The sequence below is a fragment of the Streptomyces sp. NPDC029122 genome (assembly GCF_055569445.1).
Window position 1 is genome coordinate 86506 of the sequence record NZ_JBVHWK010000002.1, and the last position, 23739, is coordinate 110244.

Consider the following 23739-nt stretch of genomic DNA (forward strand, 5'->3'; position numbering starts at 1 on the left):
GAACCGGGGCCGGACGTTCCTAGGGATGGAGATGCCGGTCGAATTCCCGCAGGACGGCGCCGCAGAAGGCCTCGAGGTCGTCCGGCTTGCGGCTGGTGACCAGCGTCGACGGCGCAGCCCGGCAGACCCGCACCTCCTCGTCCACCCAGGTGCCGCCCGCGTTGCGGATGTCGGTGGCCAGGCTCGGCCACGAGGTCAGGGTCCGGCCGCGTACGACATCGGCCTCCACCAGCATCCAGGGGGCGTGGCAGATCGCGGCGACCGGCTTGCCCGCGGCGAAGAAGCTGCGGACGAAGCCGACGGCCCGCTCGTCCGTCCGCAGGGCGTCGGGGTTCGCGACCCCACCGGGAAGCACGAGCGCGTCGAAGGCCTCGGACGTGTCCCCGGCGAGGACGTGGTCGACGGTGAAGCGGCCCCCCTTGTCGAAGTGGTCGAACGCCTGCACCTGCCCGGCCTCGGTCGACACCAGCTGGGGGTTCCAGCCGGCCCCCTCGACGGCCTTCCACGGCGCGGTCAGTTCCACTTCCTCGACGCCTTCGGGCGCGGTCAGAAAGGCGATGCGCACCGAATCCACCTCCTTCGGCTCGTACGGATTGCGCGTACGCCCCGCCCCTGCCCGGACACGCGCCGCCCAAGCACCCCCGTTCGTGGGACGGCGGCGGAGGATGGGCGACGAAGAACCCCGCGCCGCCCGGCGCGGCCCCACTTCCCTGGAGACACCGTGACGGACCCCCAGCCCCGACCCGGTCCCGCCCCCGGCCTCGGCGCCTTCGCCGAAGCGGTGGACGGCACGATGTACGTGGTCACGGCCGCCTCGGGCGGGCGGCGGGCCGGCTGCCTGGTCGGCTTCGCCTCGCAGTGCTCGATCGAACCGCCGCGCTTCACGGTGTGGCTGTCCACCGCGAACCACACCTACGACGTCGCCCGCACGGCCCGCCACCTCACCGTGCACGTGCTGGGCCGGGAGCAGCGGGCCCTGGCGGAACTGTTCGGCGGGCAGACGGGCGACAGCGTCGACAAGTTCGCCCGCACCGCCTGGCGGCCCGGCCGGGACGGCAGCCCCGTGCTGTCGGACGTACGCGTCTGGTTCACCGGCCTGGTCGAAGAGACCGTCACGGTGGGCGGCGACCACGTCGGCTTCGTGCTGTCCCCGGTCGAACAGAGCGACGGATCCGCCGGCTCCGGGCCGATGCGCTTCGGCGGAGTCCGCGACCTGGAGGCCGGCCACCCCGCCTGACCCGCCCCGCCCGGCCGACCGCCGAATGGCCCCACCAGGGGTTTCAACCGCCCGCGAACGAGCACCTGCCACACGACGCAGACCCCGACAAAGGAGGCACGGCCATGGCCGCCGAAGCGAAGGAACAGGACGTCGTCGAGGTGATCCTCAAGGACCACCGGACCATGGAAGAGCTGTTCCGGCAGATGCGGAGCGTCGAGGCGGACCGCGCGGCAGCGCTGGCGAGGTTCTCGGCGCTGCTCATCGCCCACGGCGAGGCGGAGGAAGCCGAGGTCTACGGCGCGCTCAAGCGCTTCAAGAACGTGGACGACGACGAAGTCGAGCACGGAGTGGAGGAGCACGACGAGGGCAACCAGGCGCTGCTCGCGCTGCTGGAGGCGGACGACATCGGCTCCGAGGACTGGGACTCCAAGCTGGAGGACCTGGTCAAGGCCGTCTCCCACCACCTGGACGAGGAGGAGCGGACGATCCTCAACGGTGCCCGGGAGAACGTCCCGCACGAGCGCCGGGCCGAGCTCGGCGCCGCGTTCCTGAAGGAACGCCAGAGGCTGCTGGAGTCCGACTGCGGCAGTGTCGAGAACGTACGCGCCGTCGTCAACCGGTGAGCGCCTACGACCGGGCCGGCAGCGGATCGCGGTCCGCAGGCACCCGCTCCGCCAGGGGCGGCGGCCCCGGCGGGGTGCCGTCGCCGAAGGGCCGGCCGCCCAGGCGGGCCCGGTCGTGCGGGGCCAGCCAGGCCTCCGCCCGGGGGCCGGCCGGCACGATGCCGGTGGGGTTGATGTCGGAGTGCACCAGGTAGTAGTGCCGTTTGATGTGGTCGAAGTCGACGGTGTCGCCGAAACCGGGCGTCTGGAACAGGTCCCGCGCGTACTCCCAGAGCACCGGCATCTCGGCGAGCTTGTTCCGGTTGCACTTGAAGTGGCCGTGGTAGACGGCGTCGAAGCGCACGAGCGTGGTGAACAGCCGTACGTCCGCCTCGGTGATGGTGTCCCCGACCAGGTAGCGGGAGCTCGCGAGCCGGTCGGACAGCCGGTCGAGCCGGGCGAAGAGCCGCTCGTACGCCTCCTCGTACTTCTCCTGGGTCCCGGCGAAACCGGCCCGGTAGACGCCGTTGTTCACGTCCCGGTAGACCACCTCGTTCACCGCGTCGATCTCCGGCCGCAGCCGCGGCGGGTACAGCGCGGGCGCGCCCGGACGGTGGTGGGCGGTCCACTCCAGCGACAGGTCGATCGTGATCCGCGCGAAGTCGTTGGTCACCACCGCGCCGGTCGGGACGTCGACGATCGCGGGCACCGTGATGCCGCGGTCGTAGCCGGGCTCCCGGGCCAGATAGGCCTCCTGGAGGCGTTCGATGCCGAGCACCGGGTCCCGGCCGCCCGGATCGAGGTCGAAGGTCCAGCTGTCGTCGTCGTGCACCGGGCCGGCGACGGCCATCGGCAGGGCGCTCTCCAGACCGAGCAGCCGCCGTACCACCACCGCCCGGCTGGCCCACGGACAGGCCCGGCTCACCACCAGCCGGTACCGTCCCGGCTCCACGGGGAAACCCTCGCGCCCGTCGGCGGTGATCCGCGTGCCGATGTACCGGCTGTCGCGGGTGTACTCCTTGCCGGGATTCACGTAGCTCACCCCGTGCGCCTACCCGCGCGGTGCCGTGGCGAACGCGGAGGACCGTCCCGGCCGGGGCCCGGGCGCGGCCCCCGGGTGCGGAGGGCGGGTTTGGCCGGCGGGTCCCGGGGCAGGGGCACGGCGCCGACCGGCTGACACGGCCGGCTCCCGCATCGGCCCGGAGGAGGCAGAGGTGTCCGCGAAGCAGGAGCGACGACTCGTCCTGGTACGGCACGCCAAGGCAGTGCCCAAGGGCGGCATCGAGGACTTCGACCGGCCGCTGGCCGACCGGGGACGCGGGGACGCGGAGGCGATGGGACACCGGCTGGGCGGGTCCCCGCTCGGGGTGGGCCTGGCACTGTGCTCCCCGGCCGCGCGCACCCGGCAGACGTGGCAGCTGATGCGGCCGTCGCTGTCGGACCAGCCGCCGGTCGTGTACGAGGACAGGCTCTACAACGCGGAGATGGACACCCTGCTCGCCGCCGTGACCGCGACGGACGAAGGCGTGTCCGGGCTCCTGCTGGTGGGCCACAACCCCGGTATCCACGAACTGGCCGCCGCCCTGCCCGGCCAGGGCCCGGAGGAACTCCTGCGGCGGATCGGTGCGTCGATGCCGACCTGCGCCGTCGCCGTCCTGGAGTTCCGCGGCGGCTGGGCGGACGTCGCGCCCGGCACCGGCCGGCTGACCATGCTCCTGGCCCCCGGCGACTGATCCGTCCGGCACCCGGCGACCGGCCGGCTGTCAGGACCGGTCGGCCGCGGTCCGCTCGGCCCCCGGGGCGAACACCTCGGCGGCACGCTCCTCACGCAGGGTCTCCAGGATCCACAGCTGGCGTTCCGCCCGCCGCAGGAGCTCGTGGAGGCGTACGCCGTCGATCCGGCCGTCGGCGGCCGCCACGGCGCGCAGCGAGCGCCACACGCACGCGTTGCCCTCGACGGCCAGGCGCATCGCCTCCAGCTCCAGGACGTCGCTGAGCGGGGAGCGGGTGAACAGGCGCCCGTTGAGCTTGAGCCGCCCCATCCTCTCGGCGATCCGCCCGAGGGCGGCGCGCCCCGCTTCTCCGGAACGCCCAGGGCGGCCATGACCCGGCGCAGGCTCTCCCGGTCCTGCGCGGCCTCCTGCGCCAGTGCCGCCAGCGGCGGTCCCAGCGCCGTGCCGCGCCGGGCTCCGGCCGCGCGGCGCAGCAGCTCCACGCCCGAGGTCGCCGCGGTGAGGTGGTCGTTGAGGTAGATCCGCAGCAGGTCCTGGGCGGGGCGGGCGGAGGAGGGCCGCCTGATCATCCGGGTTCCTCCCGGCCGGTGGCGGTACCGGGTCATCCGCTCGCCTCCCGGACGGCGACCGGAGCCCAGCGCGGCGCGCCCCGGTGCGAACCGTTGGGGCTCCCGTCGGGGGAGGCGTGGGGGGAGAGGTGGTACACCGAGAAGGCCTGGCCGATGACGGGCATGGCCACGTTGCGGACCTGGATCCCGCCCGCCGTCATGCCGTGCTCGGTACCGAGGTGGGCGTGGCCGTGTACGGCGAGGTCGGCGCCCTCGTCGTCCATCGCCTCCGCGAGGAGGTAGCTGCCGAGGAAGGGGTAGATCTCCCGGGGTTCGCCCGCCAGGGTGTCCGGCACGGGGGAGTAGTGGGTGAGCGCGATGCGCACCGCGCTGCCGGCCTCGCGCAGTTCGCGCAGGGCCCGTCCGAGGGACTCCGCGCTGGCGCGGGTGGAGCGGAGGAAGGACTTCATCTCCGGTTCGCCGAACTCGCTGGCGCTGCGCCCGGCGAATCCGCCGCAGAAGCCCTTGGTCCCGGCGATCCCCACCGGGGTGCCGCCGACGTCGAGGAGGACGCCGTCGCCCTCGAGCACGTACAGGCCCGCCGAGCGGAGCTCGTCCGCGACGGCCTCCTGCTGGTCGCTCTGGTAGTCGTGGTTGCCGAGCACCGCGACCACGGGCACCGGCAGCCCGGCCGCCTCGGCGGCCACCACGCGTGCCTCGTCGAGGGTGCCGTGCCGGGTCAGATCACCCGCGAGGAGCAGCAGGTCCGCGCACTCGCCCAGGGTGTCGAAGGCGGGCCGCAGCAGTCCGGCGCTGCCCGGGCCGAGGTGGATGTCGCCGACGGCCGCGACGCGGATCATGACAGCTCCTCGGCGTGGTCGGGCGGGAGGGCGCGGCTCAGGGTGATGTCGTCGTACCAGTCGAGACCGGACAGCTCCTCCCCGGCGATCCGCAGTACGGCCGCCTTGCGTTCCTCGTCGCCGACGCAGCCCCGGACGACCGCGCGGGCGCCGTGCAGCTCGACGCGTACGCCCAGTTCGGAGAGCTCGTCACCGGCCAGCCGCTCGCGCAGGTGCTCGATGCGGTACTCGATGATGCGGGTGGCGCTCATGCGCTTTCTCCCGTCGGTCCTTCTCCCGTCGCGTCCGCGCGGTCGATGACGTGGAGCCTTTCGAGCAGGTGGAAGAACGCGTCGGGCAGCGGGGCCGCCCGGTGGTCGCGCTCCAGCCGGGCCCAGTCGATCTGCTCCCGCAGCATGCGGGCCATGGGCAGCAGGTCGCCGAAGTCGCAGTAGTGCTCGCACAGCGCGGCGAGCCGGCTGTCCATGAGGTCGGTGGGGGAGAGGACCGGCATCCACACCGAGTCCACCGCCTTGACGGTCGCCCGCTCCAGCAGCTCCGTGCTGACCGGACGCCGGGCCAGTTCGAAGATCAGGTCGATCTCCTCCCCGCCCGAGCGGCCCTTGACCAGCCAGTCCTCCGGCGCGCGGCGCATGGAGATGCCGCCGTCCTCCAGGGCCTTCACGGCCTGGTCGGCGTCCTCGGGCCGCACGCAGAAGTCGGTGTCGTGCTGGAAGCGCGCCGGCAGGCCGTGGGCGAAGGCGGCCACGCTGCCGGCGAGGGCGAAGGGCGGCCCGGCGCGCTTGAGGAGGGCCGCCACCCGCTTGGTGGTCTCCAGGATCGCCTGGGTGTGGTCCTTGGGCAGGGGGCCCTCGGCCGGCGCGGGAGGGCGCAGGCCCTCGGGCGGAGCGACGCCTCCGAGGGGGGAGGAGGTCCGAGCGGCCATGGGGCGCCTCCCTGGTTCCGCCTGCGCGGTGTCACGGTCGGGCATGGATGCCGCCTAACCGGTTCGGGGCCCGCCGAAACCCCCCGGGTGCCAGGAGTGCGCAGGGGCACCGCGGGTAGGCGCCCGGCATGCCCCCATTGATCGACAGCACGGTCCCCCTGCTGGCCCAGGGCTACGCCTGGGCCCCCGACCTGCGGCGCCGCCACGGCGACCCGCCCGCCGTCCGGACCCGGCTGATGGGTCGGCCCGTGCTGCTGCTGCACGGACCGGCCGCCGTGGAGTTCTTCTACGACGAGCGGCACGTACTGCGCCACGGAGCCCTGCCCGGCCCCGTACTCGACACCCTGTTCGGGCGTGGCGCGGTCCACACCCTGGACGGGGACACCCACCGCGTCCGCAAGGCCATGTTCGTCTCGCTGCTGATGCGGGACGGCTCGGTGGACGAGCTCGCCGCACTCGTACGCCGGCACTGGACGGCCGCCGTCGACGGCTGGCGGGGCCGCCCGGCCGTCCTCTTCGACGAGGCGGCCGCGGTGCTCGCCCGGGCCGTCTGCGACTGGACGGGCCTGGCGGTCCCCGAGGACGCCGCCCGCGAGTTCTCCGAGGACTGCGTGGCCATGGTCGACGGTTTCGCGACCCCCGGACCGCGCCACTGGCGGGCCCGCCGGGCCCGGGCCCGGCAGGAGGAGTCCCTGGCGCGCACCATCGACGAGCTCCGCGGCGGAGTGACCCGCCTCCACCAGGCGCTGCCCCCGGGGAGCGGCGACACCGCGCTGGAGACGGTCGCCCGGCACCGCGACGCGGACGGACGTCTGCTCGACGCCCGCACGGCGGCCGTGGAACTGCTCAACGTCATCCGCCCCACCGTCGCCGTCGCCTGGCTGGTGGCCTTCGCCGCGCACGCCCTGAACCGACGGCCCCGCCTCGCCGACGGACTGCGGGCGGACGACGGGGCGTACGCCAGGGCCTTCGCCCACGAAGTGCGCCGCTTCTACCCCTTCGTGCCCTTCGTCGGCGGACTCGCGGCCCGCGACCTGCGCTTCGGCCGGGAGGCGGTGTCCGAGGGCACCCTCGTGCTCCTCGACGTGTACGGCCACCACCACGACCCGGAGCTGTGGCCCGACCCCTACCGCTTCGACCCGCTCCGCTTCCTCGGCCGGGAACCCGGCCCGGGCGAGATCATCCCCCAGGGCGGCGGCGACGCCCGCACCGGCCACCGCTGCCCCGGCGAGGACGTCACCGTCGGTCTGCTCGCGGAGTTCGCCTCCGCCCTGGCCGACCTGGACACCGACATCCCCGAGCAGGACCTGAGGATCCCGCTCCACCGCATCCCGACACGGCCGCGCAGCGGTTTCACCGTGGCGGTCCCGTCCCGGCAGAGGAGTGACCATGCCCCGCGGTTCCAGTCCCAAGCGTGAACGGCAGTACGAGCACATCAAGGAGAGCGCGGAAGAGCGCGGCGAGAGCCCCGAGCGGGCCAAGGAGATCGCCGCGCGCACCGTGAACAAGGAACGGGCCCGCGCGGGCGAGTCCAAGACGGCCAGCAGGACCTCGCTCGAGGACATCTCCTCCTCCCGGCGCGGCGGGCTCCACTCCCACAGCGGGGCGCAGGGGCCGACGTACGACCAGCTCTACGCGGAGGCCAAGCGCCGCAACCTGCACGGCCGTTCCTCGATGGACAAGGCCGAACTCAAGCGGGAGCTGGGCTACTGACCGCCGAAACCCGGGAGGCCGGCATGAACCGGGCCGCGCTGTTCGACGTCGACGGCACCCTCGCCGACACCAACCACCTCCACGTCACCTGCTGGTGGGAGGCCCTGCGGCAGGCGGGCCACGACGTCGCGATGCACGACATCCACCGCGCGATCGGCCTCCCCGGCGAGGACCTGATCGAGCGGCTGCTGGGCGAGGACCGCGACAGGAACCAGGACGAGGCGCTGTCCGCCGCCCACGAGACCCTCTACGGCACCTACTTCGACCGGCTGCCCCCGCTGGACTCGGCGGCCCGGCTGCTGCGCGAGCTGGACCGCCGGGGCTGGCGGGTGGTGCTCGTCACCTCCGCCAAGGACGCCGAACTCGAGGCCCTGATGCGGGCCGTCGACGCCGACGACGCCATCACCGCGACGGCCAGTTCCGACGACGTCGACGAGGGCAAGCCCGCCCCCGACCCGGTGCACCACGCGCTCCGCCTCGCGGACGCCCCCGCCCGCGGCTCCGTGCTCGTCGGCGACACGGTGTGGGACATGCGGGCCGGCACCCGGGCCGACGTCGCCTGCGTCGGGGTGCTGTGCGGGGGCATCCCCCGGGCCGACCTGGAGGAGGCCGGCGCCCGCGCCGTGTACCAGCACCCGGCCGACCTGCTCGCGCACCTCGACCAGAGTCCCTTCGCACACGAGGAGGCGGTCCGATGACCGGGATCCGAGTGGTGGTCACGGGAGCCACCGGAAACGTCGGCACCAGCGTGGTGCGGGCCCTGGCGGAGGACCCGGCCGTGGAGTCCGTACTGGGCCTGGCCCGCCGGCTGCCCCACTGGCAGCCGCCGAAGACGCGGTGGGAGGCCGCGGACGTCCAGCCCGGGGGAACCCCCCTCGAACCGCTCTTCGACGGTGCGGACGCGGTCGTCCACCTCGCCTGGAAGTTCCAGCCCACCCACGACCCCGCCGAGACGTGGCGCACCAACGTCCTGGGCGGTCTGCGCGTCTTCGACGCCGTCGCCGCCGCGGGCGTCCCGGCCCTCGTCCACGCCTCCTCCGTGGGGGCGTACTCGCCCGGCCCGAAGGACCGTGCGGTGGACGAGTCCTGGCCCACGCACGGCTGGCCGCAGGCCGCGTACACGCGCGAGAAGGCCTACCTGGAACGGGTCCTGGACGCCTATGAGGCCGCCCATCCCGCTATCCGCGTGGTGCGGATGCGGCCCGCCTTCCTCTTCAAGCGGGAATCCGCCTCCGAACAGCGCCGCATCTTCGCGGGCCGGCTGCTGCCCGGCCGCCTGGTGCGGCCCGGGCTGGTGCCCGCCGTGCCCGACCTGCCCGGGCTGCGCTTCCAGGCCATGCACACCGACGACGCCGCCGCCGCGTACCGCGCGGCCGTCCTGCTCCCGGTGCGCGGAGCGTTCAACCTGGCCGCCGACCCGCCGGTGGACGCCGCCGTCCTCGGCCGGATCCTCGGCGCCCGGCGCCTGCCGGTGCCCGTGGCTCCGGTACGCGCGGCGCTCGCGGCGGCCTGGTGGCTGCGCCTCGTACCCGCCTCCCCCGACCTGTTCGACGCCGTCCTGCGGCTGCCCCTCATGGACCCCGCGCGGGCCCGGGAGGAACTGTCCTGGGAGCCGCGCCGCACCTCCGTGGAGGCCGTCAGGGAGTTCCTCGACGGCCTGCGCGGAGGCGAGGGCATGGACACCGCCCCGCTCGCACCCGACCGGCTCAGGGCTTCAGCAGCGTCTTGATCATGCCGTCCTCCCGGGCCTGGAACATCGCGTAGGCCCGGGGGGCCTCCTCCAGCCCCATCGTGTGCGTGGCGAACCCCTCCACCCCGAGCGGGTCCGAGTCGTCCAGCAGCGGCAGGATGTCGTCCACCCAGGCCCGTACGTTGGCCTGGCCCATCCGCAGCTGGATCTGCTTGTCGAACATCGTCATCAGGGGCATCGGGTCCACGGCGCCGCCGTAGACCCCGGAGACGGAGACGGTGCCGCCCCGGCGCACCACGTCGACGGCGGTGTGCAGGGCCTCCAGCCGGTCGATCCCGGCGCGCTCCATCAGCGGCCGGGCCACAGCGTCCGGCAGCCGCGCCGTCATGCGCTGCGCCGCCGCGGCCAGGGGCGCCCCGTGCGCCTCCATGCCCACCGCGTCGATCACGGAGTCCGTGCCGCGGCCGTCGGTCAGCCCGCGGACCTCGTCCGCCAGGCCCTTGCCGTACTCCCGCAGGTCCAGCGTGTGCACGCCGTGCGCGCGGGCCCGCCCCAGCCGCGCCGGCACGAGGTCGACCCCGATCACCAGCCCGGCGCCGCGGTGCAGGGCGACCCGGGCGGCCATCTGCCCGATGGGCCCGAGACCCAGGACGGTGACCGAGCCGCCCGGCGGGACGTCCGCGTACTCCACCGCCTGCCAGGCGGTCGGCAGGACGTCGGAGAGGTAGACGTACCGCTCGTCGGGCGGCCCGGCGGGGACCTTGACGGGCAGGGTGTTCCCGAACGGCACCCGCAGGTACTGCGCCTGCCCGCCGGGGACCTGGCCGTACAGGCGGGTGTAGCCGAAGAGCGCGGCTCCCTTGCCGTACGCGTGGACCTGGGTGGTCTCGCACTGGGAGTGCAGGCCCCGGTCGCACATGAAGCACTGCCCGCAGGAGACGTTGAACGGGACCACGACCCGGTCGCCGGGCCGCAGTGCGGACACCTCGGGACCGGCTTCCTCCACGATGCCCATGGCCTCGTGACCGAGGATGTCACCGGGGTCGATGAACGGCCCCAGCACCGTGTAGAGGTGGAGGTCGGAACCGCAGATCCCGCTGGACGTCACCTTGACGACGATGTCCGTGGGCTGCTCGATGCGGGGGTCCGGGACGGTCTCCACACGGACGTCCCGCGTGCCCTGCCAGGTCAACGCGCGCATGGCCCTGCCTCCCTGAAGGGGTCAGATGAGGGGTGCGAAGGGGGGTGTAACCGACAGTCGGCGCCTTCCCGGGCCCTTCGTGAGTATTCGCCCGCCGCAAGGGCAGGTGCCCCACGGATCCGGGGACCCAGGAGGTGAGCGGCATGCCGGGCAGCGCCCTGATCGTCATCGACATGATCAACACGTATGAGTACCCCGACGCCGAACTGCTGCTGCCCTCGGCGCGCCGCGCCCTGACCGGCATCGGAACCCTGCTCGGCCGCGCCCGTGAGCGGGAGGTCCCGGTGATCTACGTGAACGACAACTTCGGATTGTGGCGCTCCCACCACGGGGAGATCCTGGAGATGGCCCTGGCCGGACCGCACGGTGACCTCGTCGAGCCGGTCCGGCCCGACGAGGACTCCCTCTTCGTCGTCAAGGCGCGCCACTCGGTCTTCTACGAGACCCCGCTCGCCTACCTCCTCGGCCGGCTCGGCGTCGGCCGGCTGGTGCTGTGCGGCCAGGTGACCGAACAGTGCGTCCTCTACTCCGCGCTGGACGCACACATCCGCCACCTGGAGGTGACCGTCGTCCGTGACGCCGTGGCCCACATCCACGAGGAGCTGGCGGACGCGGCACTGCGCTTGATGGAGACGAACATGGACGCGGAGGTCCTCGACGCCGCGGACGTGTCCTTCTGACCGGGCCCCGCATGGGGGCACGGCCTGCGGGTAGGTACGGGGCACTCGGCAAGGAGGACCCGATGGACGTACTGACCATGGGGGTCGAGGAGGAGTTCCACCTCGTCGACCGCGGCAGCAGGGCACCGGTGAACCGGGCCCCGCAGGTGATTCGCGAGCTGGTCCCGGAGCTGGGCGGTCAGGTCCAGGCCGAGTTCTACACGACACAGGTGGAGGTCTGCACCCGGCCCGCCGTCGAGCGGGAGGACCTGCGCGAGCAGCTGGTGCGGCTGCGGAGCTCGGTCGCCGCGGCGGCGGACGGGGCCGGCTGCCTGGCGGTCGCCTCCGGCAGCCCCGTGATCATGCCGCACGAGCCGCTCACGATCACCGACAACGCCCGCTACCGCCTGATGGCGAGCCGGTTCTCCGGGCTCGTGGGCCCCGACCGCCTCGTCTGCGGCTGCCACGTCCACGTGGGCTCCCTGGACCGGGGCCGCGCCCTCGCGCTGGCGAACCAGATGCGGCCCTGGCTGCCGGTGCTCCAGTCGATCACCGGCAATTCCCCGTTCGTCTGCGGCCGCGACACCGGCCTCGACAGCTGGCGCTCGGTGGCCTACTCCTCCTGGCCGACCGTGGGGCCGCCGCCGCTGCTCGACGAGCGCCAGTACCTCGCGCACGTGGACGGGCTGATCAGCGCGGGGGTGCTGCTCGACCGCAAGATGATCTACTGGCACGCCCGCCCCTCGGAGCACGTGCCGACGCTGGAGATCCGCATCTCCGACGTCAACGCCGACCTGGACACCGTGGTCGTGACGGCCCTCCTCGTACGCGGCCTCGCCTCGGTGCTGCTCGAAGAGGCGGACGCGGGCGTGCCGCCGCCGGAGCCGCCCGAGCGCGTGCTGCGGGTGGCCCACCGCCTGGCCGCGCGGCACGGGATCGACGGACCCGGCCTGGACGTGTGGGCCGGCGGCCCGGCGCACGCCGGCCTGCTCGTCGACCGGCTGGTGGAGCGGGCGGCGCCGGGGCTGGAGAAGGCCGGCGACCTCGGCGCGGTGGAAGCCCTGTGGGCCGGACTGCGCCGACGCGGCACCGGAGCCCGCCGCCAGCGGGCGGTGTACGCGGCGACGGGCAGCCTGGAGGCAGTGGTCGACAGCCTGAACGCCGCCACGGGCAGCCTCGCCGTCGAGGCCGCCTGAGCGCCCCGGGCCCGGGTACGCCGACGGGGGCGCACCGGCCGGGGGTGGGCCGGCACGCCCCCGCCGGGGGAATGCGGTCAGCGGTCAGGACCGGGCCGCGGGCTCCAGTGCCTCGTCGGCGGTGCCCGCCGCCGCACGCGCCGCGATCTGCGGGTTGCGCGACTTCAGCACGGCCCAGCCGACGGCCAGGCAGACCGCCCAGCCGGCGCCCACGTACAGGGAGACGCGGCTGTCGGGGTCGATGGCGATCATCACGGTGACCAGCAGCAGGAAGGCCACGGCGATCCAGCTGCAGATCGTGCCGCCCGGCGCGGGGAAGGAGGAGGCGGGCAGCTTGCCCGCGACCACCGCGCGGCGGTACAGGATGTGGCTGACCAGGATCATCAGCCAGGTCCAGATGCCGGCCGTGGTGGCCACCGACATGACGTAGCCGAAGGCCTTCTCCGGGACGATGTAGTTCAGGACCACGCCGATGCCCATGAGGGCGGCGGACAGGGTGATGGCCACGGCCGGGGTCTTGGTGGAGCTGAGCTTGCCCAGCAGCTTGGGCGCCTCGGAGTTGGCGGCCAGGTCGCGGAGCATGCGGCCGGTGGAGTACATGCCGGAGTTGCAGGACGACAGGGCCGCGGTGAGCACCACGAAGTTGACGATGGCCGCGCCGGCCGGGATGCCGATCTTGGCGAAGGCCGCCACGAACGGGCTGACGCCCGGCTGGAACTCGGTCCACTTGACGACCATCAGGATCACGCTGAGGGCACCGACGTAGAAGACGATGATGCGCCACGGCAGGGTGTTGATGGCCTTCGGGAGGGTCTTCTCCGGGTTCTCGGACTCGCCCGCGGTGACGCCGACGAGCTCGACGGCCAGGTAGGCGAACATGACGCCCTGGAGCGTCATCAGGCTGGAGCCGACGCCCTTGGGGAAGATGCCGTCGAAGGCCCACAGGTTGGACACCGCGGCGGTGTCACCGGCCGCGCTGAACCCGAAGGTCACGACGCCGATGCCGATCACGATCATGCCGATCAGGGCGGTGACCTTGACCATCGAGAACCAGAACTCGATCTCGCCGAAGATCTTCACCGAGATGAGGTTGGCGACGTACAGGACCACCAGGAAGATCAGGGCGGTCACCCACTGGGGCACGCTCGGGAACCAGTAGTGCATGTAGATCGCCGCGGCGGTCAGCTCGGCCATGCCGGTGACCACCCACATGAGCCAGTACGTCCAGCCCGTCACGAACCCGAAGAACGGGCTGAGGAACTCGCGGGCGTACTCCGCGAAGGAGCCCGAGACGGGGCGGTACAGGAGCAGCTCGCCGAGTGCTCGCATGATGAAGAAGACGATGACGCCGGCGAGGGCGTACATGAGGATGAGGCTGGGCCCGGCCTTGGCGATGTTCGCCCCGGCTCCCAGGAAGAGGCCGACGCCGATGGCGCCGCCGATGGCGATCATCTGGACCTGGCGGCTGCCGAGGCCGCGCTCGTAGCCTTCCTCGGGCGTGGTGCCCGGGGTGGCGTTGTCGTCGCCGTGGTGGTGTTCGACCTGCGTCGAGGTCATGCTCTGGTGCGCCTTTCCGCTCCATGCCGATCCGCGCCGTGCTCGGCTGCGGATCGGGTTCCGATCCCCCGGATGCTGATGGAGTTGCATGCCGGCGGTCGGCCGACTTCAGCGCCCCTGCCCGGACGTGGGTGGTCCGGCAGGCGGTCGAGAAGATGTACCACGGTGTCCGGCTCCGCACCGTGGCGAACATCACCGGCAAATCGGCCATTCGCCCGCGACAGGCCCAAAGACCCTTGCGCGGTGATGTCATCGTTATCCGGATCTGAGCCTCCGCTGAGCGAACGCACAATGACAGCGAGGCAACCCGTGCCACCGTCGTCCGCCCGCCCCGCCCACCCGGTCACCCAGCGTGAGCGAGGAGCACCCGGGCGGACGGAGCCCCCCGGCTCCCGCGCGGGCGTGCCCCCCGGCGGAAATGCCGGGGAGCCGGGAAGGTCCCCGGGAGTCCGGCGCCGCCGCATAGAGCGCCGGGGCCGGGGAAGGCGTAGGGGGCAGCTGACGGAAGGTGATGCCGGATGGTCTCCGGAACGGACGACAAGCGGTTCACCGTCGCGGTGCGGGCGGTGGAGGACGCTGTACTGCTCACCCTCGGCGGAGAGCTGGACCACGACACGGCGGCCCCGCTGCGCGAGGCCCTGGACGCGGCGGCCGCCCGGGGCGGCCGGCTGCTGGTGGACATGGCGGGCCTGCAGTTCTGCGACTCGACCGGCCTGAACGCCCTCCTGCACGGCCGCCTCGCCGTCCAGGAGGCCGGCGGCAGCCTGGAGCTGGCCGGACTGAGCGGCCCGGTCGCGCGCATGTTCCGCATCACCGGCGCGGACGGGGTCTTCCCGGTCCACGCCGACGTCGACCAGGCGCTGGGATCCGTACGGGGCCGATGAGAGGGGGCGGGAGCCGTGGAGCAGCGTGGCCCGGCCGGACGCAACTGGCTCCTGGTTCTCGAGGGAATGCCCGACCCGGTCCTGCGCAGCCGTGACTTCACCCGGCGGGCGCTGACGGCCTGGCACTGGCTGCCGGCGAAGGGGCAGGCCGCACGGGAGGCGGCGGAGGACGTGCTGCTGCTGGTGTCGGAGGTGGTGGCCAACGCCTGCCTGCACGGCGGTGGACCCGGAGCCCTCGTCCTGGACTGGACGGACGAGCGGCTGCGGATCGAGGTCACCGACAGCAGTCCCACGCCGCCCAGGCGGCCCGCCGACCGCAAGGGCGGGGACCCGCGGCAGCCGGGCGGGCACGGGCTGATGATCGTCGACCGGCTGGCCCGGAGGTGGGGTTCGCGGCCCGGGGTGATCGGCAAGTGCGTCTGGCTGGAGGTGGCGTGCCCCGCCGCCCTCGGGGGAGGTCTTCCCGCGCCACGACGGTCCCGCGGGTGGAGCTGACCCCGCCCGAGCGGTGTCACCCGCCGCTGAGGCGCTCGGGCCGGGGGCGGGTGCCGGAGCGGAAGGTGCGGCGGTAGGTGTCCGGGGGGACGCCGACGGTCCGGTGGAAGTGCCGTCGCAGGGTGGTGGAGGTGCCCATGCCGGTGGCGCCGGCGATGGCCTCGACGGTGTCGTCGGTGGTCTCCAGGAGTTCCTGGGCACGGCGGATCCGCTGGGCGTGGAGCCACTTCAGCGGCGTGGTGCCGGTGAGCGAGGTGAAGTGGCGGGCCAGGTGGCGCGAGCTCATCCGTGCCTGCCGGGCCAGGTCTTCCACGGTGAGCGGCTCGTCCAGGCGCCGGAGGACCCAGGGGAAGAGGCCGGCGAGGGGATGGTTGCCGGGATCGGGAACCGGGGTGGAGATGAACTGGGCCTGCCCGCCGTCGCGATGGGGTGCCACGACCAGCCGACGGGCGATCTTGTTGGCGTTCGCCGAGCCGTGGTCGAGGCGGACGAGGTGGAGGCACAGGTCCATGGCGGCGGCCTTGCCGGCGGAAGTGAGCACGTCGCCGTTGTCTACGTAGAGCACGTCCGGGTCCACCGTGACCCGGGGATGGCGCCGGGCGAGTTCCCCCGTGTGCGCCCAGTGCGTCGTGGCGCGTTTGCCGTCCAGCAGGCCGGCGGCGGCCAGCACGAACGCGCCCGTGCACAGGGAGACCACGCGTGCGCCCGCCGCGTGGGCCGCGCGCACCGCGTCGAGGAGTTCCACGGGCGGCTCCACGTCCGTGTCGGCCCAGCCGGGGACGATCACGGTGTCGGCGTGCGGGAGATGGCCGAGTCCGTGGTCCATGTCCATGCCATAGCGGCCGATCCGCACGGAGCCCGGGCCACAGAGGAAGAAGTCGTACCAGGGGTCCACGATGTGGGTCAGGTCCGAGCCGAACACCTCGATCGCCAGGGACAGTTCGAAATGCAGCATGCCGTCGGTGACGGCCAGCGCGACGGTGGGCATGTCCGGAAGTGTACGAGGCGTGTCGTTCCGGACGCTCGTGGCAGGTGCGGTCCGACGACAGGATGTCCATGACGGATCACCGCGGAGCAGCCGCGGACCAGCGAACACGGGGAGCGACTCATGGGGTCGGACCAGCAGGTGGCGGTTTTCGGCGCGTACGGGCACACCGGACGGTTCGTCGTGGCGGAGCTGCTCGGGCGCGGGTACGCCCCGGTGCTCAGCGGCCGCGACGCGGACAAGCTGAAGGCGCTCGCGCACGGGGCCGGCCTGGACGCCCGCGTGGCGTCGGCCGGCGACCCGGCCTCCCTCGACCGCGCCCTGGCCGGTACGTCCGCCGTGATCAACTGCGCCGGACCGTTCGCGTCGACGACGGCCCCCGTCATCGAGGCCGCCTTGAGGGCGCGGATTCCGTACCTGGACGTGGCGGCCGAGATCGAGGCCAACCTCGACACGTTCGCGCACTTCTCCGACCGGGCGCGCGAAGCGGGAGCGCTCATCGTCCCGGCGATGGCCTTCTTCGGCGGTCTGGGCGACCTGCTGGCGACAGCGGCGATGGGCGACTGGACCGGGGCCGACTCGGCGCACGTCGCCTACGGGCTGAGCCACTGGCACCCCACCGCCGGCACCCGCCTGTCCGGCGCGGTCTCCCGGGAGCGGCGGGGCGGCCACCGCCTGCGCTACACCGGCGGCCGGTGGGAGCGCCGCACCGATGCCCCGCCCGCCCTGGAATGGTCCTTCCCCGAGCCGATGGGACCGCGCCGGGTGATCGGGGAGTTCACCATGGCCGACGTCGTGACCATCCCCAGCCACCTGTCCATCCCGGACGTGACCACGTACATGACCGCCGAGGCGGCCCGCGACGTCGTCTCGCCCGACACGCCCGCGCCGACCGCCGCCGACGGGAGCGGCCGGTCCGACCAGACCTTCCTCATCGACGCCGTCGTGCGGTCGGGCGGCACCGAACGGCGCGCCGTCGCAGGCGGGCAGGACATCTACGCCGTCACCGCGCCCCTCGTGGTGGAAGCCCTCGACCGCGTCCTCGGCGGCCGCACCCGCGCGGTCGGCGTCGCCTCCGCGGGCCGGATGTTCGACGCCGCCGGCTTCCTGCGCGCACTGTCCCCGCACATCTGGCTGGAAATGCCTCCCCAGGGATCGTCCTGAGCCCCGGGGCGGGCCGGTCCGCGCACACGTTCGCCGGACCGCCGGGCCCCGTGCGCCCGTTCGCCCCAAACCCGATCAGACTTGACAAGATCATCCGAAACGATCTTCATATGGCGACGGAAGAGACATACTGACGGACGTGACCGAAGACACCGTTCTCATCGAGACCGACGGTTGTACGGGGCTGATCACCCTCAACCGTCCCCAGGCCCTCAACGCACTCACCCATCCCATGGTGCTGAGGATCGGCGAAGCCCTGACGGCCTGGGAGCAGGACCCGGCCGTCAGTCAGGTCCTCCTGCGCGGGGCCGGTGAGCGCGGCCTGTGCGCGGGCGGGGACATCAGGGCCATCCACGCCGACGCGAAGGCCGGCACCACCGGCTCCCTCGACTTCTGGCGGGACGAGTACCGCCTCAACGCCCGCATCGCCCGCTACCCCAAGCCGTACGTGGCCCTCATGGACGGGATCGTGATGGGCGGCGGCGTCGGGCTCTCGGCCCACGGCGGCGTCCGCATCGTCACCGAACGCTCCCGCGTGGCCATGCCCGAGACCGGCATCGGCTTCGTCCCCGACGTCGGCGGCACCTACCTGCTCTCCCGCGCCCCCGGCGAACTCGGCACCCACCTGGCCCTGACCGGCACCGCGATCGGCCCCGGCGACGCCATGCTGTGCGGACTCGCCGACCACTACCTGCCCTCCGACTGGCTGGAGGAGTTCACCCGGGAGCTGACCGCCGCGCCCGTGGCCGAGGTGCTGCCCAAGTTCGGCGGTGCGACCCTTCCCGGGTCCCCGCTCGCCGCCGAACGGGAGTGGATCGACCGCTGCTACGCCGCCGACACCGTCGAGGAGATCCACTCCCGGCTGCGCGGCTCCGGTCTGTCGGCCGCGCGGGAGGCCTCCGAGCTTCTGCACGCCAAGTCGCCCACCTCCCTCAAGGTCACCCTGGCCGCGCTGCGCCGCGCCCGTGAACTGGACTCGCTGGAGCGCGTGCTGGAGCAGGAGTACCGGGTCTCCGCCGCCGCGCTGTCCACGCCCGACCTGGTGGAGGGGATCCGGGCCCAGGTGATCGACAAGGACCGGCGTCCGCGCTGGTCCCCGGCCGCCCTCTTCCAGGTCCGGCAGGCTTCGGTGGAGCGGCACTTCGCCCCGCTGGGCGAGGGCCGCGAGCTGACCTTCCCGGAGCGCGGGCCGGCCGGCCGCGGCTGATCCGGGTCACCGGGCGTCCCGGAGCGGCCGTGCGCCGGCCCGGGCCACCCGGCCTCCCGTGTCAGCCCCGGCGGGCCCGCGCCCGAGGGCCCGGTCCGCGTTCCCGCCCCGACGGCCGGGCCCGTCCGGCCGCCGGGGCGAGGCTTCCGCTTCAGCCCCGCTCGAGCCGGGCCGCAAGACCGTCGAGGACCCGCTGGAGCCCGTAGTCGAAGTTCTCCTCCCGCAGCCGCTCCGGATCCTTGCCGTGCTTGGAGTAGGCGTGGTCCCTCACCACCGGGTGGTCCTCCAGGGCCGCCTCGGCGGCGGGCAGCAGCGAATCCAGCCACTCCGCCTCGCTCTTCCCGCTGCGGGCGAGCAGCGAGAGGTAGGAGGCCTCGCTGGTCGTGGCGCCGATGACGTAGGAGATGACGGCCTTCACCGCCAGGTCCGCCTCGGCCGCGGGGAACCCGGCCGACAGGGCCAGCCTCAGCAGCCGGTCCGACATCCGGATCAGGTTCGGTCCCAGGTACGCCAGTCCGACCTGGCCGAGGACCGAGGCCACCCACGGGTGGCGCAGCACCATGTCGCGCAGGCTGTACCCGCACTGCGACAGCGCCTCGCGCCACCCGTCCGGGCCGCCGTCCGCGGGCAGCTCCAGCTCTCCGTACACCTCGTCCACGACCAGCTCGATCAGCTCGTCCTTGTTGGCCACGTGCCGGTACAGCGAGGTGGCGGCCGTGCCCATCTCGGCGCCGAGCCTGCGCATGCTCAGCGCCTCGATGCCCGCCGCGTCCAGGAGCCGCACCGCGGCCGCGACGATCTGCTCCTGGCTGAGCGCGGGCTGTTCCTTCTGGCGGCGCGGCCGGGTCCAGACGGAGGGCACGGGCGCGGAGGTCTGCTGCTCTGGAGAGGACATGCCCTCAGCCTAGCTGTCCGTGCGGACAGTGTACGCAGCATGCGTACACCCGTTTCGAGCATGTGCGCGAAAACCCGCCCCGGGCCGCCCCCACCAGGCCCGTCCAGTGGACCGTGCGGACCGGAGCCGGGACGCCCCACCGCATCGGCCATCGGCGGGCGCCTCCTCCGGACCGCCTCTTCCGGAGGCCGCCGGCGGCTCAGCGGTAGCCGGTGGTGTCCGCCGGCAGGCCCCGGTCCTGGACCTCGACCAGGTACCGCCAGGCGTCCGGCCGGCTCCCGTCGAGGTCCGTGAACCCGTAGACGCCCGCGAGCTGCCCGCTGGAGAGGGACTGCCCGTTCCAGCGGGACGCCTCCGGGTCGCCGGCCAGCGCCGCGACCGCGCGGCCCACGTAGGAGGGGGTCTCGGAGATCGCGAAGTGCGGGACCTTCTCCAGCGCGTCCCGCCAGTTGTCCTCCGTCACCCCGAAGGTCTCCAGCATGATCTCCGAACGCAGCCAGCCCGGGGTCAGTGCCACCGCCGTCGCCCCGCGCGGACCCAGCTCGTGCCCGAGGGAGAACGCCATCCGCAGCACCGCCGACTTGGCGAGGTCGTAGAAGAAGGAGTTGCGGTAGCGGGTCGCGTTGTACTCGGCCGTACCGTCCGTCATCTCCACCACCAGACCGCCCCGTTCGCGCAGCATCAGCGGCAGCGCGAAGTGACTGGTCACGGCATGGGTGTCGATCGCCAGCCGGAGCAGCCGGAGCCCCCGGTCCAGGTCGTGCTCCCAGACGGGGCTCTCCCACTCGAAGAGGTGCTCCGCGCCCCAGATGTCGTTCACCAGCACGTCGAGACGCCCCTGCTCGGCGTCGACCCGCCCCACCAGCGCCTCGACCTGGTCCGGCACCAGATGGTCCGCGACCACCGCGACGCCCCGCCCGCCGGCGGCCGTCACCAGCTCGGCCGTCCCCTCGATCGTCTCCGGACGGCCGTACTCCGAGGGCCGCCCGGCGGTGCTGCGCCCCGACACGTAGACCGTCGCCCCCCGGGCCCCCAGCTGGACCGCGATCCCGCGCCCCGCGCCCCGCGTCGCCCCGGCCACCAGGGCCACCCTGCCTTCGAGATCCCGCTCGTCGTCCCGCATGCCGCGACCCTACGCCCGCCGCCCCGCGCGCCGTGGCCGGATGGGCGCTCTTTCCGGCGCGGCGCGGGTACGGCTGGATGGCGGGGAAGCCCCGGCCCCCGAAGCCCCTCGCACCCCCGCTCCCAGGAAGGCACGGTCCGATGAACGCACCCGCCATGACCGGCTTCGACGAGGTCTACGCACTGCCCGACCCGCGCGGCTACTTCACCCGGCTCCAGCCGTACGCCTACCAGACCCCCGCACACGCCCAGCCGGTGTTCCGCGCCCTGGCCGGCGAGCTCGCACCGGGCCGGCGCGCGGTGCTCGACGTCTGCTGCTCGTACGGGATCAACGCGGCGCTCCTCAACCACGACGTGACCCTGGACGAGCTGTACGCGCACTACACCTCACCGTCCGCCGCGCGCCTGAGCACCGCCGAACTCATCCGCCGCGACCGGGACTTCTACGCCGAGCGCCGCCGCCCCGACGCCGTACGGGTCATCGGCACCGACATCTCGGGGCCCGCCGTTCGGTACGCCCTGGCGGCCGGACTGCTCGACGAGGGCCACGCGGAGGACCTGGAGGCCGCCGGACCGGGGGAGCCGCTGCGCCGGTCCCTCTCCGGCGTCGGCCTGATCACCGTCACGGGCGGTACCACCTTCCTCACCGAGCGCACCTTCGGCCGGCTGCTCACCGCCATCGGCGCCCCCGTCCCGGTGGCGGCCTTCGTCCTGCGCACGCACGACTACCGGGCCGTCACCGCCTGCCTGGAGTCGTACGGCCTGGCCGTCGGGCGCGCCCCGGACACCCATCCCCAGCGGCGCTTCACCGACCCCCGCGAGCAGGCCCTCGCCGAGGCAGCCGTCACCGCCCTCGGCGAGGATCCGGAAGGGAAGGAGTCGGCGGGACACTTCCACACCCGGCTCCACCTGGCCCGCCCCGAGGGCGGCGGCCCGTCCTGAGGCGGCCCGGCCCGCTCTACGGGCCCACGTCCACCGTGACGGAGTGCCGGCCCGTCGCCCCGTCGGGCAGGGTGCCCCGGCGCCGCTCCGGCTGCACCGCGCCCAGGCCGTCGGTGGCCCGTACCTGAAGGGTGTGCCGCCCGGGCGCCGCCTCCCACGGCCACACCCACTGCCGCCAGGTGTCCACCCCGTCCGCCGCGCCGAGCCGGGCCTCCCGCCAGGGCCCGCCATCGGCCCGTACCTCCACCCGGGCGATCCCCCGGTGCTGCGCCCACGCCACTCCGGCCACGGCCACCGGGCCGGCCGGCGGCCGCGAGAAGGGGCGCGGGGTGTCGATGCGGGACTGCGTCTTGACCGGCGCCCGCCGCGCCCAGGACCGCCGCACCCAGTAGGCGTCGTACGCGTCGAAGGTGGTCAGCCGCAGCTCGCGCAGCCACTTGCAGGCGGAGACGTACCCGTAGAGGCCCGGTACGACCATCCGTACCGGGAAGCCGTGCGCGAAGGGGAGCGGCTCCCCGTTCATCCCGACGGCCAGCAGCGCCTCCCGGCCGTCCATGACCGTCTCGACGGGGGTGCCGATCGTCATCCCGTCCACCGAGCGGGCCACCAGCTGGTCGGCGGGGCCGCCCTGCGACGGCGGGCGCACCCCGGCCTCGCGCAGCAGGTCAGCGAGGCGTACGCCGAGCCAGCGGGCGTTCCCCACGTAGGGGCCGCCGACCTCGTTGGAGACGCAGCACAGGGTGATGTCGTGCTCGGTCAGCGGGCGGGCCAGCAGCTCCGCGAAGGTCAGGGTCAGCGGTCTGGCGACCCCGTCCCCGCGGATGTCCAGCTGCCAGGTGTCCGCGTCCACCCGGGGCACCACCAGGGCGGTGTCCACGCGGTAGAAGTCCCGGGCGGGGGTGAGGAACGGCCCCAGGCCCGGCACGCCCAGGTCCGCCCCGGCGGGTACCGGCGCCGCGCGGACGGCCGGGGGCGGCAGGACCAGGTCCGCCCGGGAGGAGGTGGCCCCCGCCGAGCCGTGGGCGCCGAGACGCCGGCCCGCGTATCCGGCCGCCGCCGAGGCGGCCACGGTGGCCGCCAGCAGCCGGCCGAAGCCGCGCCGGTCCAGTGGCCAGGTGCCGCCGGAGCGGCCCGAGCCCGGGCGGGGCCGGCGCAGGGCGGCGGCCAGTACGTACAGCACTCCGGCCGCCACCGCCCCGCCCGCCAGCGAGGGCAGCGCGTCCTGCCAGGCCGCCCCGGGGCGGCTGAGCGCGGCCACCGCCCCGACCGCCCCCACGGACGCGGCGAGCGCGCAGCCCGCGCGGGGACGGCGTACCGCGAGGATCCCGGCCGTGGCGGCCAGCAGGGCCAGCAGGAGCAGCGTCCCCAGGGTCAGCACCAGCTTGTCGGAGGTGCCGAAGGCCCGTACGGCCCATTCCCTGACGGCCGCCGGGGTACGGTCCACCACGGCCCCGCCGACCGCCGTGAGCGGGGCCGCCTCGGGGCGTACGAGCGCGGCGGCCGGCTCCGCCGCCGCCAGGCCGGCGAACGCGGCGGCCAGGCCGGCGAACGCGGCGGCCATTCCGCCGACGGCGCCCGCCCGCGCCGACGGGCGGCGCCCCGGCTCCTGCCGCGTACGAGTCATCCGGAGCCACCTCCGCCGGGACGGGTCGGCCATCTCTCCCCCGTCCTGTCACGGTAGCGCCGGCGCCTTCACCGGCGCGTGGCTCCGGGAGGCTGTGCCCGCGCGGTCTCGCGGCCGGGGCTGCCGGCGCGCGCGTCCGGGGCAAGGCCGGCCGGGCGGCGCTTGCGCAGCTCGACGACACCGTCGGTGATGCCGGCGGCCGGTGCGGGGGCCGGGGTGAGCTCGTGCGCGGTCTCGGACATGTCGGTGCACTCCTGTCGCCTCGTGGCCCTGGGGCGTGGGAGGGGCAGCCCGCCGAATCGTTCCGGCGGCCGCCCCCCGGCCCGGGCCGGTGAACCCAGCGCGCCGGCCGGGCGGGCGCGGCCGGGCGCCGGTTCCCCCGGAAGGGTGAGGGGCGGGGCGCGGTGCGGGCGGGCGCCCCCCCCCCCCCGCGGGGGGGGGCGAAACCCCCCCCTGCAGGGAACCAAGCCTGTCCCCCCCTCGGTTCCCCCCCATCGCCCCCACCCACCCCCCTCCTC

27 protein-coding genes are annotated in these 23739 nt (G+C 74.1%); 14 read left to right on the forward strand and 13 right to left on the reverse strand.

What is annotated here, in order from left to right; translation table 11 throughout:
• Window positions 1–19 precede the first annotated feature (19 nt).
• Window positions 20–565: a type 1 glutamine amidotransferase domain-containing protein gene (locus ACZ4WZ_RS02805; protein ID WP_467884352.1), complete on the reverse strand. Its 546-nt coding sequence runs from the start codon at window positions 563–565 to the stop codon at window positions 20–22.
• A gap of 228 nt (window positions 566–793) precedes the next feature.
• On the opposite strand from ACZ4WZ_RS02805, the gene ACZ4WZ_RS02810 reads away from it, so the two are divergent.
• Both ACZ4WZ_RS02810 and ACZ4WZ_RS02815 read left to right on the forward strand, forming a co-directional pair.
• Entirely contained in the window at window positions 794–1237 is a 444-nt protein-coding gene (locus ACZ4WZ_RS02810) for a flavin reductase family protein (protein ID WP_467884943.1), read from the forward strand.
• A 104-nt stretch (window positions 1238–1341) separates the two neighbouring features.
• A complete protein-coding gene (locus ACZ4WZ_RS02815; protein ID WP_467884354.1) occupies window positions 1342–1842 on the forward strand; it encodes a hemerythrin domain-containing protein in 501 nt (166 codons plus the stop codon).
• Between the two features lie 4 nt (window positions 1843–1846).
• Here the strand turns inward: ACZ4WZ_RS02815 and ACZ4WZ_RS02820 are convergent, their stop codons facing one another.
• Window positions 1847–2863 carry a glutathione S-transferase family protein gene (locus tag ACZ4WZ_RS02820; protein ID WP_467884356.1) on the reverse strand — a complete coding sequence of 339 codons (1017 nt, stop codon included), beginning with the start codon at window positions 2861–2863 and terminating at the stop codon, window positions 1847–1849.
• A gap of 172 nt (window positions 2864–3035) precedes the next feature.
• On the opposite strand from ACZ4WZ_RS02820, the gene ACZ4WZ_RS02825 reads away from it, so the two are divergent.
• Window positions 3036–3554 carry a SixA phosphatase family protein gene (locus tag ACZ4WZ_RS02825; RefSeq protein WP_467884358.1) on the forward strand — a complete coding sequence of 173 codons (519 nt, stop codon included), beginning with the start codon at window positions 3036–3038 and terminating at the stop codon, window positions 3552–3554.
• Window positions 3555–3584: 30 nt separating this feature from the next.
• On the opposite strand, the gene ACZ4WZ_RS02830 is transcribed toward ACZ4WZ_RS02825, so the two are convergent.
• The 4 genes from ACZ4WZ_RS02830 to ACZ4WZ_RS02845 form a co-directional block, all read right to left on the reverse strand.
• A complete protein-coding gene (locus tag ACZ4WZ_RS02830; protein WP_467884360.1) occupies window positions 3585–3863 on the reverse strand; it encodes a hypothetical protein in 279 nt (92 codons plus the stop codon).
• Between the two features lie 292 nt (window positions 3864–4155).
• Window positions 4156–4962 carry a metallophosphoesterase family protein gene (locus tag ACZ4WZ_RS02835; RefSeq protein ID WP_467884362.1) on the reverse strand — a complete coding sequence of 269 codons (807 nt, stop codon included), beginning with the start codon at window positions 4960–4962 and terminating at the stop codon, window positions 4156–4158.
• The gene (locus tag ACZ4WZ_RS02840; RefSeq protein ID WP_467884364.1) at window positions 4959–5213 is read right to left on the reverse strand and encodes a hypothetical protein; all 255 of its coding nucleotides are present in this window, start codon (window positions 5211–5213) and stop codon (window positions 4959–4961) included. The genes ACZ4WZ_RS02835 and ACZ4WZ_RS02840 overlap by 4 nt, the downstream gene beginning before the upstream one ends.
• Window positions 5210–5887 (reverse strand): nucleotidyltransferase family protein, encoded by a 678-nt coding sequence (locus tag ACZ4WZ_RS02845; protein WP_467884365.1) that lies wholly within the window; start codon window positions 5885–5887, stop codon window positions 5210–5212. Before ACZ4WZ_RS02845 ends, ACZ4WZ_RS02840 begins: the two co-directional genes overlap by 4 nt.
• A gap of 128 nt (window positions 5888–6015) precedes the next feature.
• Here ACZ4WZ_RS02845 and ACZ4WZ_RS02850 point away from each other — a divergent pair, with 128 nt between their 5' ends.
• The 4 genes from ACZ4WZ_RS02850 to ACZ4WZ_RS02865 are packed head-to-tail and all read left to right on the forward strand — an operon-like array spanning window position 6016 to window position 9329.
• A complete protein-coding gene (locus ACZ4WZ_RS02850) occupies window positions 6016–7305 on the forward strand; it encodes a cytochrome P450 (RefSeq protein WP_467884367.1) in 1290 nt (429 codons plus the stop codon).
• Window positions 7277–7600, forward strand: coding sequence for a plasmid stabilization protein (locus ACZ4WZ_RS02855; RefSeq protein WP_467884369.1), 324 nt, complete (start codon window positions 7277–7279; stop codon window positions 7598–7600). Before ACZ4WZ_RS02850 ends, ACZ4WZ_RS02855 begins: the two co-directional genes overlap by 29 nt.
• Before the next feature lie 23 nt (window positions 7601–7623).
• Entirely contained in the window at window positions 7624–8298 is a 675-nt protein-coding gene (locus ACZ4WZ_RS02860) for an HAD family hydrolase (protein ID WP_467884371.1), read from the forward strand.
• The gene (locus tag ACZ4WZ_RS02865; RefSeq protein ID WP_467884373.1) at window positions 8295–9329 is read left to right on the forward strand and encodes an NAD-dependent epimerase/dehydratase family protein; all 1035 of its coding nucleotides are present in this window, start codon (window positions 8295–8297) and stop codon (window positions 9327–9329) included. The genes ACZ4WZ_RS02860 and ACZ4WZ_RS02865 overlap by 4 nt, the downstream gene beginning before the upstream one ends.
• On the opposite strand, the gene ACZ4WZ_RS02870 is transcribed toward ACZ4WZ_RS02865, so the two are convergent.
• Window positions 9307–10491, reverse strand: a complete 1185-nt coding sequence (locus ACZ4WZ_RS02870; protein ID WP_467884375.1) for an alcohol dehydrogenase catalytic domain-containing protein — start codon at window positions 10489–10491, stop codon at window positions 9307–9309. The two genes, ACZ4WZ_RS02865 and ACZ4WZ_RS02870, sit on opposite strands and share 23 nt — an antisense overlap.
• A 143-nt stretch (window positions 10492–10634) precedes the next feature.
• On the opposite strand from ACZ4WZ_RS02870, the gene ACZ4WZ_RS02875 reads away from it, so the two are divergent.
• Together ACZ4WZ_RS02875 and ACZ4WZ_RS02880 are read left to right on the forward strand one after the other, a co-directional pair.
• Window positions 10635–11171, forward strand: a complete 537-nt coding sequence (locus tag ACZ4WZ_RS02875; protein WP_467884377.1) for a cysteine hydrolase family protein — start codon at window positions 10635–10637, stop codon at window positions 11169–11171.
• A 62-nt stretch (window positions 11172–11233) separates the two neighbouring features.
• A complete protein-coding gene (locus ACZ4WZ_RS02880) occupies window positions 11234–12346 on the forward strand; it encodes a carboxylate-amine ligase (RefSeq protein ID WP_467884378.1) in 1113 nt (370 codons plus the stop codon).
• A gap of 84 nt (window positions 12347–12430) precedes the next feature.
• On the opposite strand, the gene ACZ4WZ_RS02885 is transcribed toward ACZ4WZ_RS02880, so the two are convergent.
• On the reverse strand, window positions 12431–13903 hold the full coding sequence (locus ACZ4WZ_RS02885) for an amino acid permease (protein WP_388931478.1): 1473 nt from the start codon (window positions 13901–13903) through the stop codon (window positions 12431–12433).
• A gap of 518 nt (window positions 13904–14421) precedes the next feature.
• Here ACZ4WZ_RS02885 and ACZ4WZ_RS02890 point away from each other — a divergent pair.
• Both ACZ4WZ_RS02890 and ACZ4WZ_RS02895 read left to right on the forward strand, forming a co-directional pair.
• A complete protein-coding gene (locus ACZ4WZ_RS02890) occupies window positions 14422–14787 on the forward strand; it encodes an STAS domain-containing protein (protein WP_467884380.1) in 366 nt (121 codons plus the stop codon).
• A 15-nt stretch (window positions 14788–14802) separates the two neighbouring features.
• The gene (locus ACZ4WZ_RS02895) at window positions 14803–15282 is read left to right on the forward strand and encodes an ATP-binding protein (RefSeq protein WP_467884382.1); all 480 of its coding nucleotides are present in this window, start codon (window positions 14803–14805) and stop codon (window positions 15280–15282) included.
• Window positions 15283–15298: 16 nt separating this feature from the next.
• Here the strand turns inward: ACZ4WZ_RS02895 and ACZ4WZ_RS02900 are convergent, their stop codons facing one another.
• Window positions 15299–16270 (reverse strand): helix-turn-helix domain-containing protein, encoded by a 972-nt coding sequence (locus ACZ4WZ_RS02900; protein ID WP_467884383.1) that lies wholly within the window; start codon window positions 16268–16270, stop codon window positions 15299–15301.
• Window positions 16271–16390: 120 nt separating this feature from the next.
• On the opposite strand from ACZ4WZ_RS02900, the gene ACZ4WZ_RS02905 reads away from it, so the two are divergent.
• Both ACZ4WZ_RS02905 and ACZ4WZ_RS02910 read left to right on the forward strand, forming a co-directional pair.
• Window positions 16391–17431: a saccharopine dehydrogenase family protein gene (locus ACZ4WZ_RS02905; protein WP_467884386.1), complete on the forward strand. Its 1041-nt coding sequence runs from the start codon at window positions 16391–16393 to the stop codon at window positions 17429–17431.
• Window positions 17432–17561: 130 nt separating this feature from the next.
• A complete protein-coding gene (locus ACZ4WZ_RS02910) occupies window positions 17562–18638 on the forward strand; it encodes an enoyl-CoA hydratase/isomerase family protein (RefSeq protein WP_467884945.1) in 1077 nt (358 codons plus the stop codon).
• A gap of 151 nt (window positions 18639–18789) precedes the next feature.
• On the opposite strand, the gene ACZ4WZ_RS02915 is transcribed toward ACZ4WZ_RS02910, so the two are convergent.
• Together ACZ4WZ_RS02915 and ACZ4WZ_RS02920 are read right to left on the reverse strand one after the other, a co-directional pair.
• On the reverse strand, window positions 18790–19533 hold the full coding sequence (locus ACZ4WZ_RS02915; protein ID WP_467884388.1) for a TetR/AcrR family transcriptional regulator: 744 nt from the start codon (window positions 19531–19533) through the stop codon (window positions 18790–18792).
• A gap of 199 nt (window positions 19534–19732) precedes the next feature.
• On the reverse strand, window positions 19733–20656 hold the full coding sequence (locus ACZ4WZ_RS02920; RefSeq protein WP_467884390.1) for an SDR family oxidoreductase: 924 nt from the start codon (window positions 20654–20656) through the stop codon (window positions 19733–19735).
• A gap of 140 nt (window positions 20657–20796) precedes the next feature.
• On the opposite strand from ACZ4WZ_RS02920, the gene ACZ4WZ_RS02925 reads away from it, so the two are divergent.
• Window positions 20797–21597, forward strand: a complete 801-nt coding sequence (locus tag ACZ4WZ_RS02925; protein ID WP_467884391.1) for a hypothetical protein — start codon at window positions 20797–20799, stop codon at window positions 21595–21597.
• 16 nt (window positions 21598–21613) lie between these two features.
• On the opposite strand, the gene ACZ4WZ_RS02930 is transcribed toward ACZ4WZ_RS02925, so the two are convergent.
• Window positions 21614–23158, reverse strand: a complete 1545-nt coding sequence (locus tag ACZ4WZ_RS02930; RefSeq protein ID WP_467884948.1) for a molybdopterin-dependent oxidoreductase — start codon at window positions 23156–23158, stop codon at window positions 21614–21616.
• Window positions 23159–23289: 131 nt separating this feature from the next.
• Window positions 23290–23463 carry a hypothetical protein gene (locus tag ACZ4WZ_RS02935; protein ID WP_467884393.1) on the reverse strand — a complete coding sequence of 58 codons (174 nt, stop codon included), beginning with the start codon at window positions 23461–23463 and terminating at the stop codon, window positions 23290–23292.
• Between the last annotated feature and the right edge of the window lie 276 nt (window positions 23464–23739).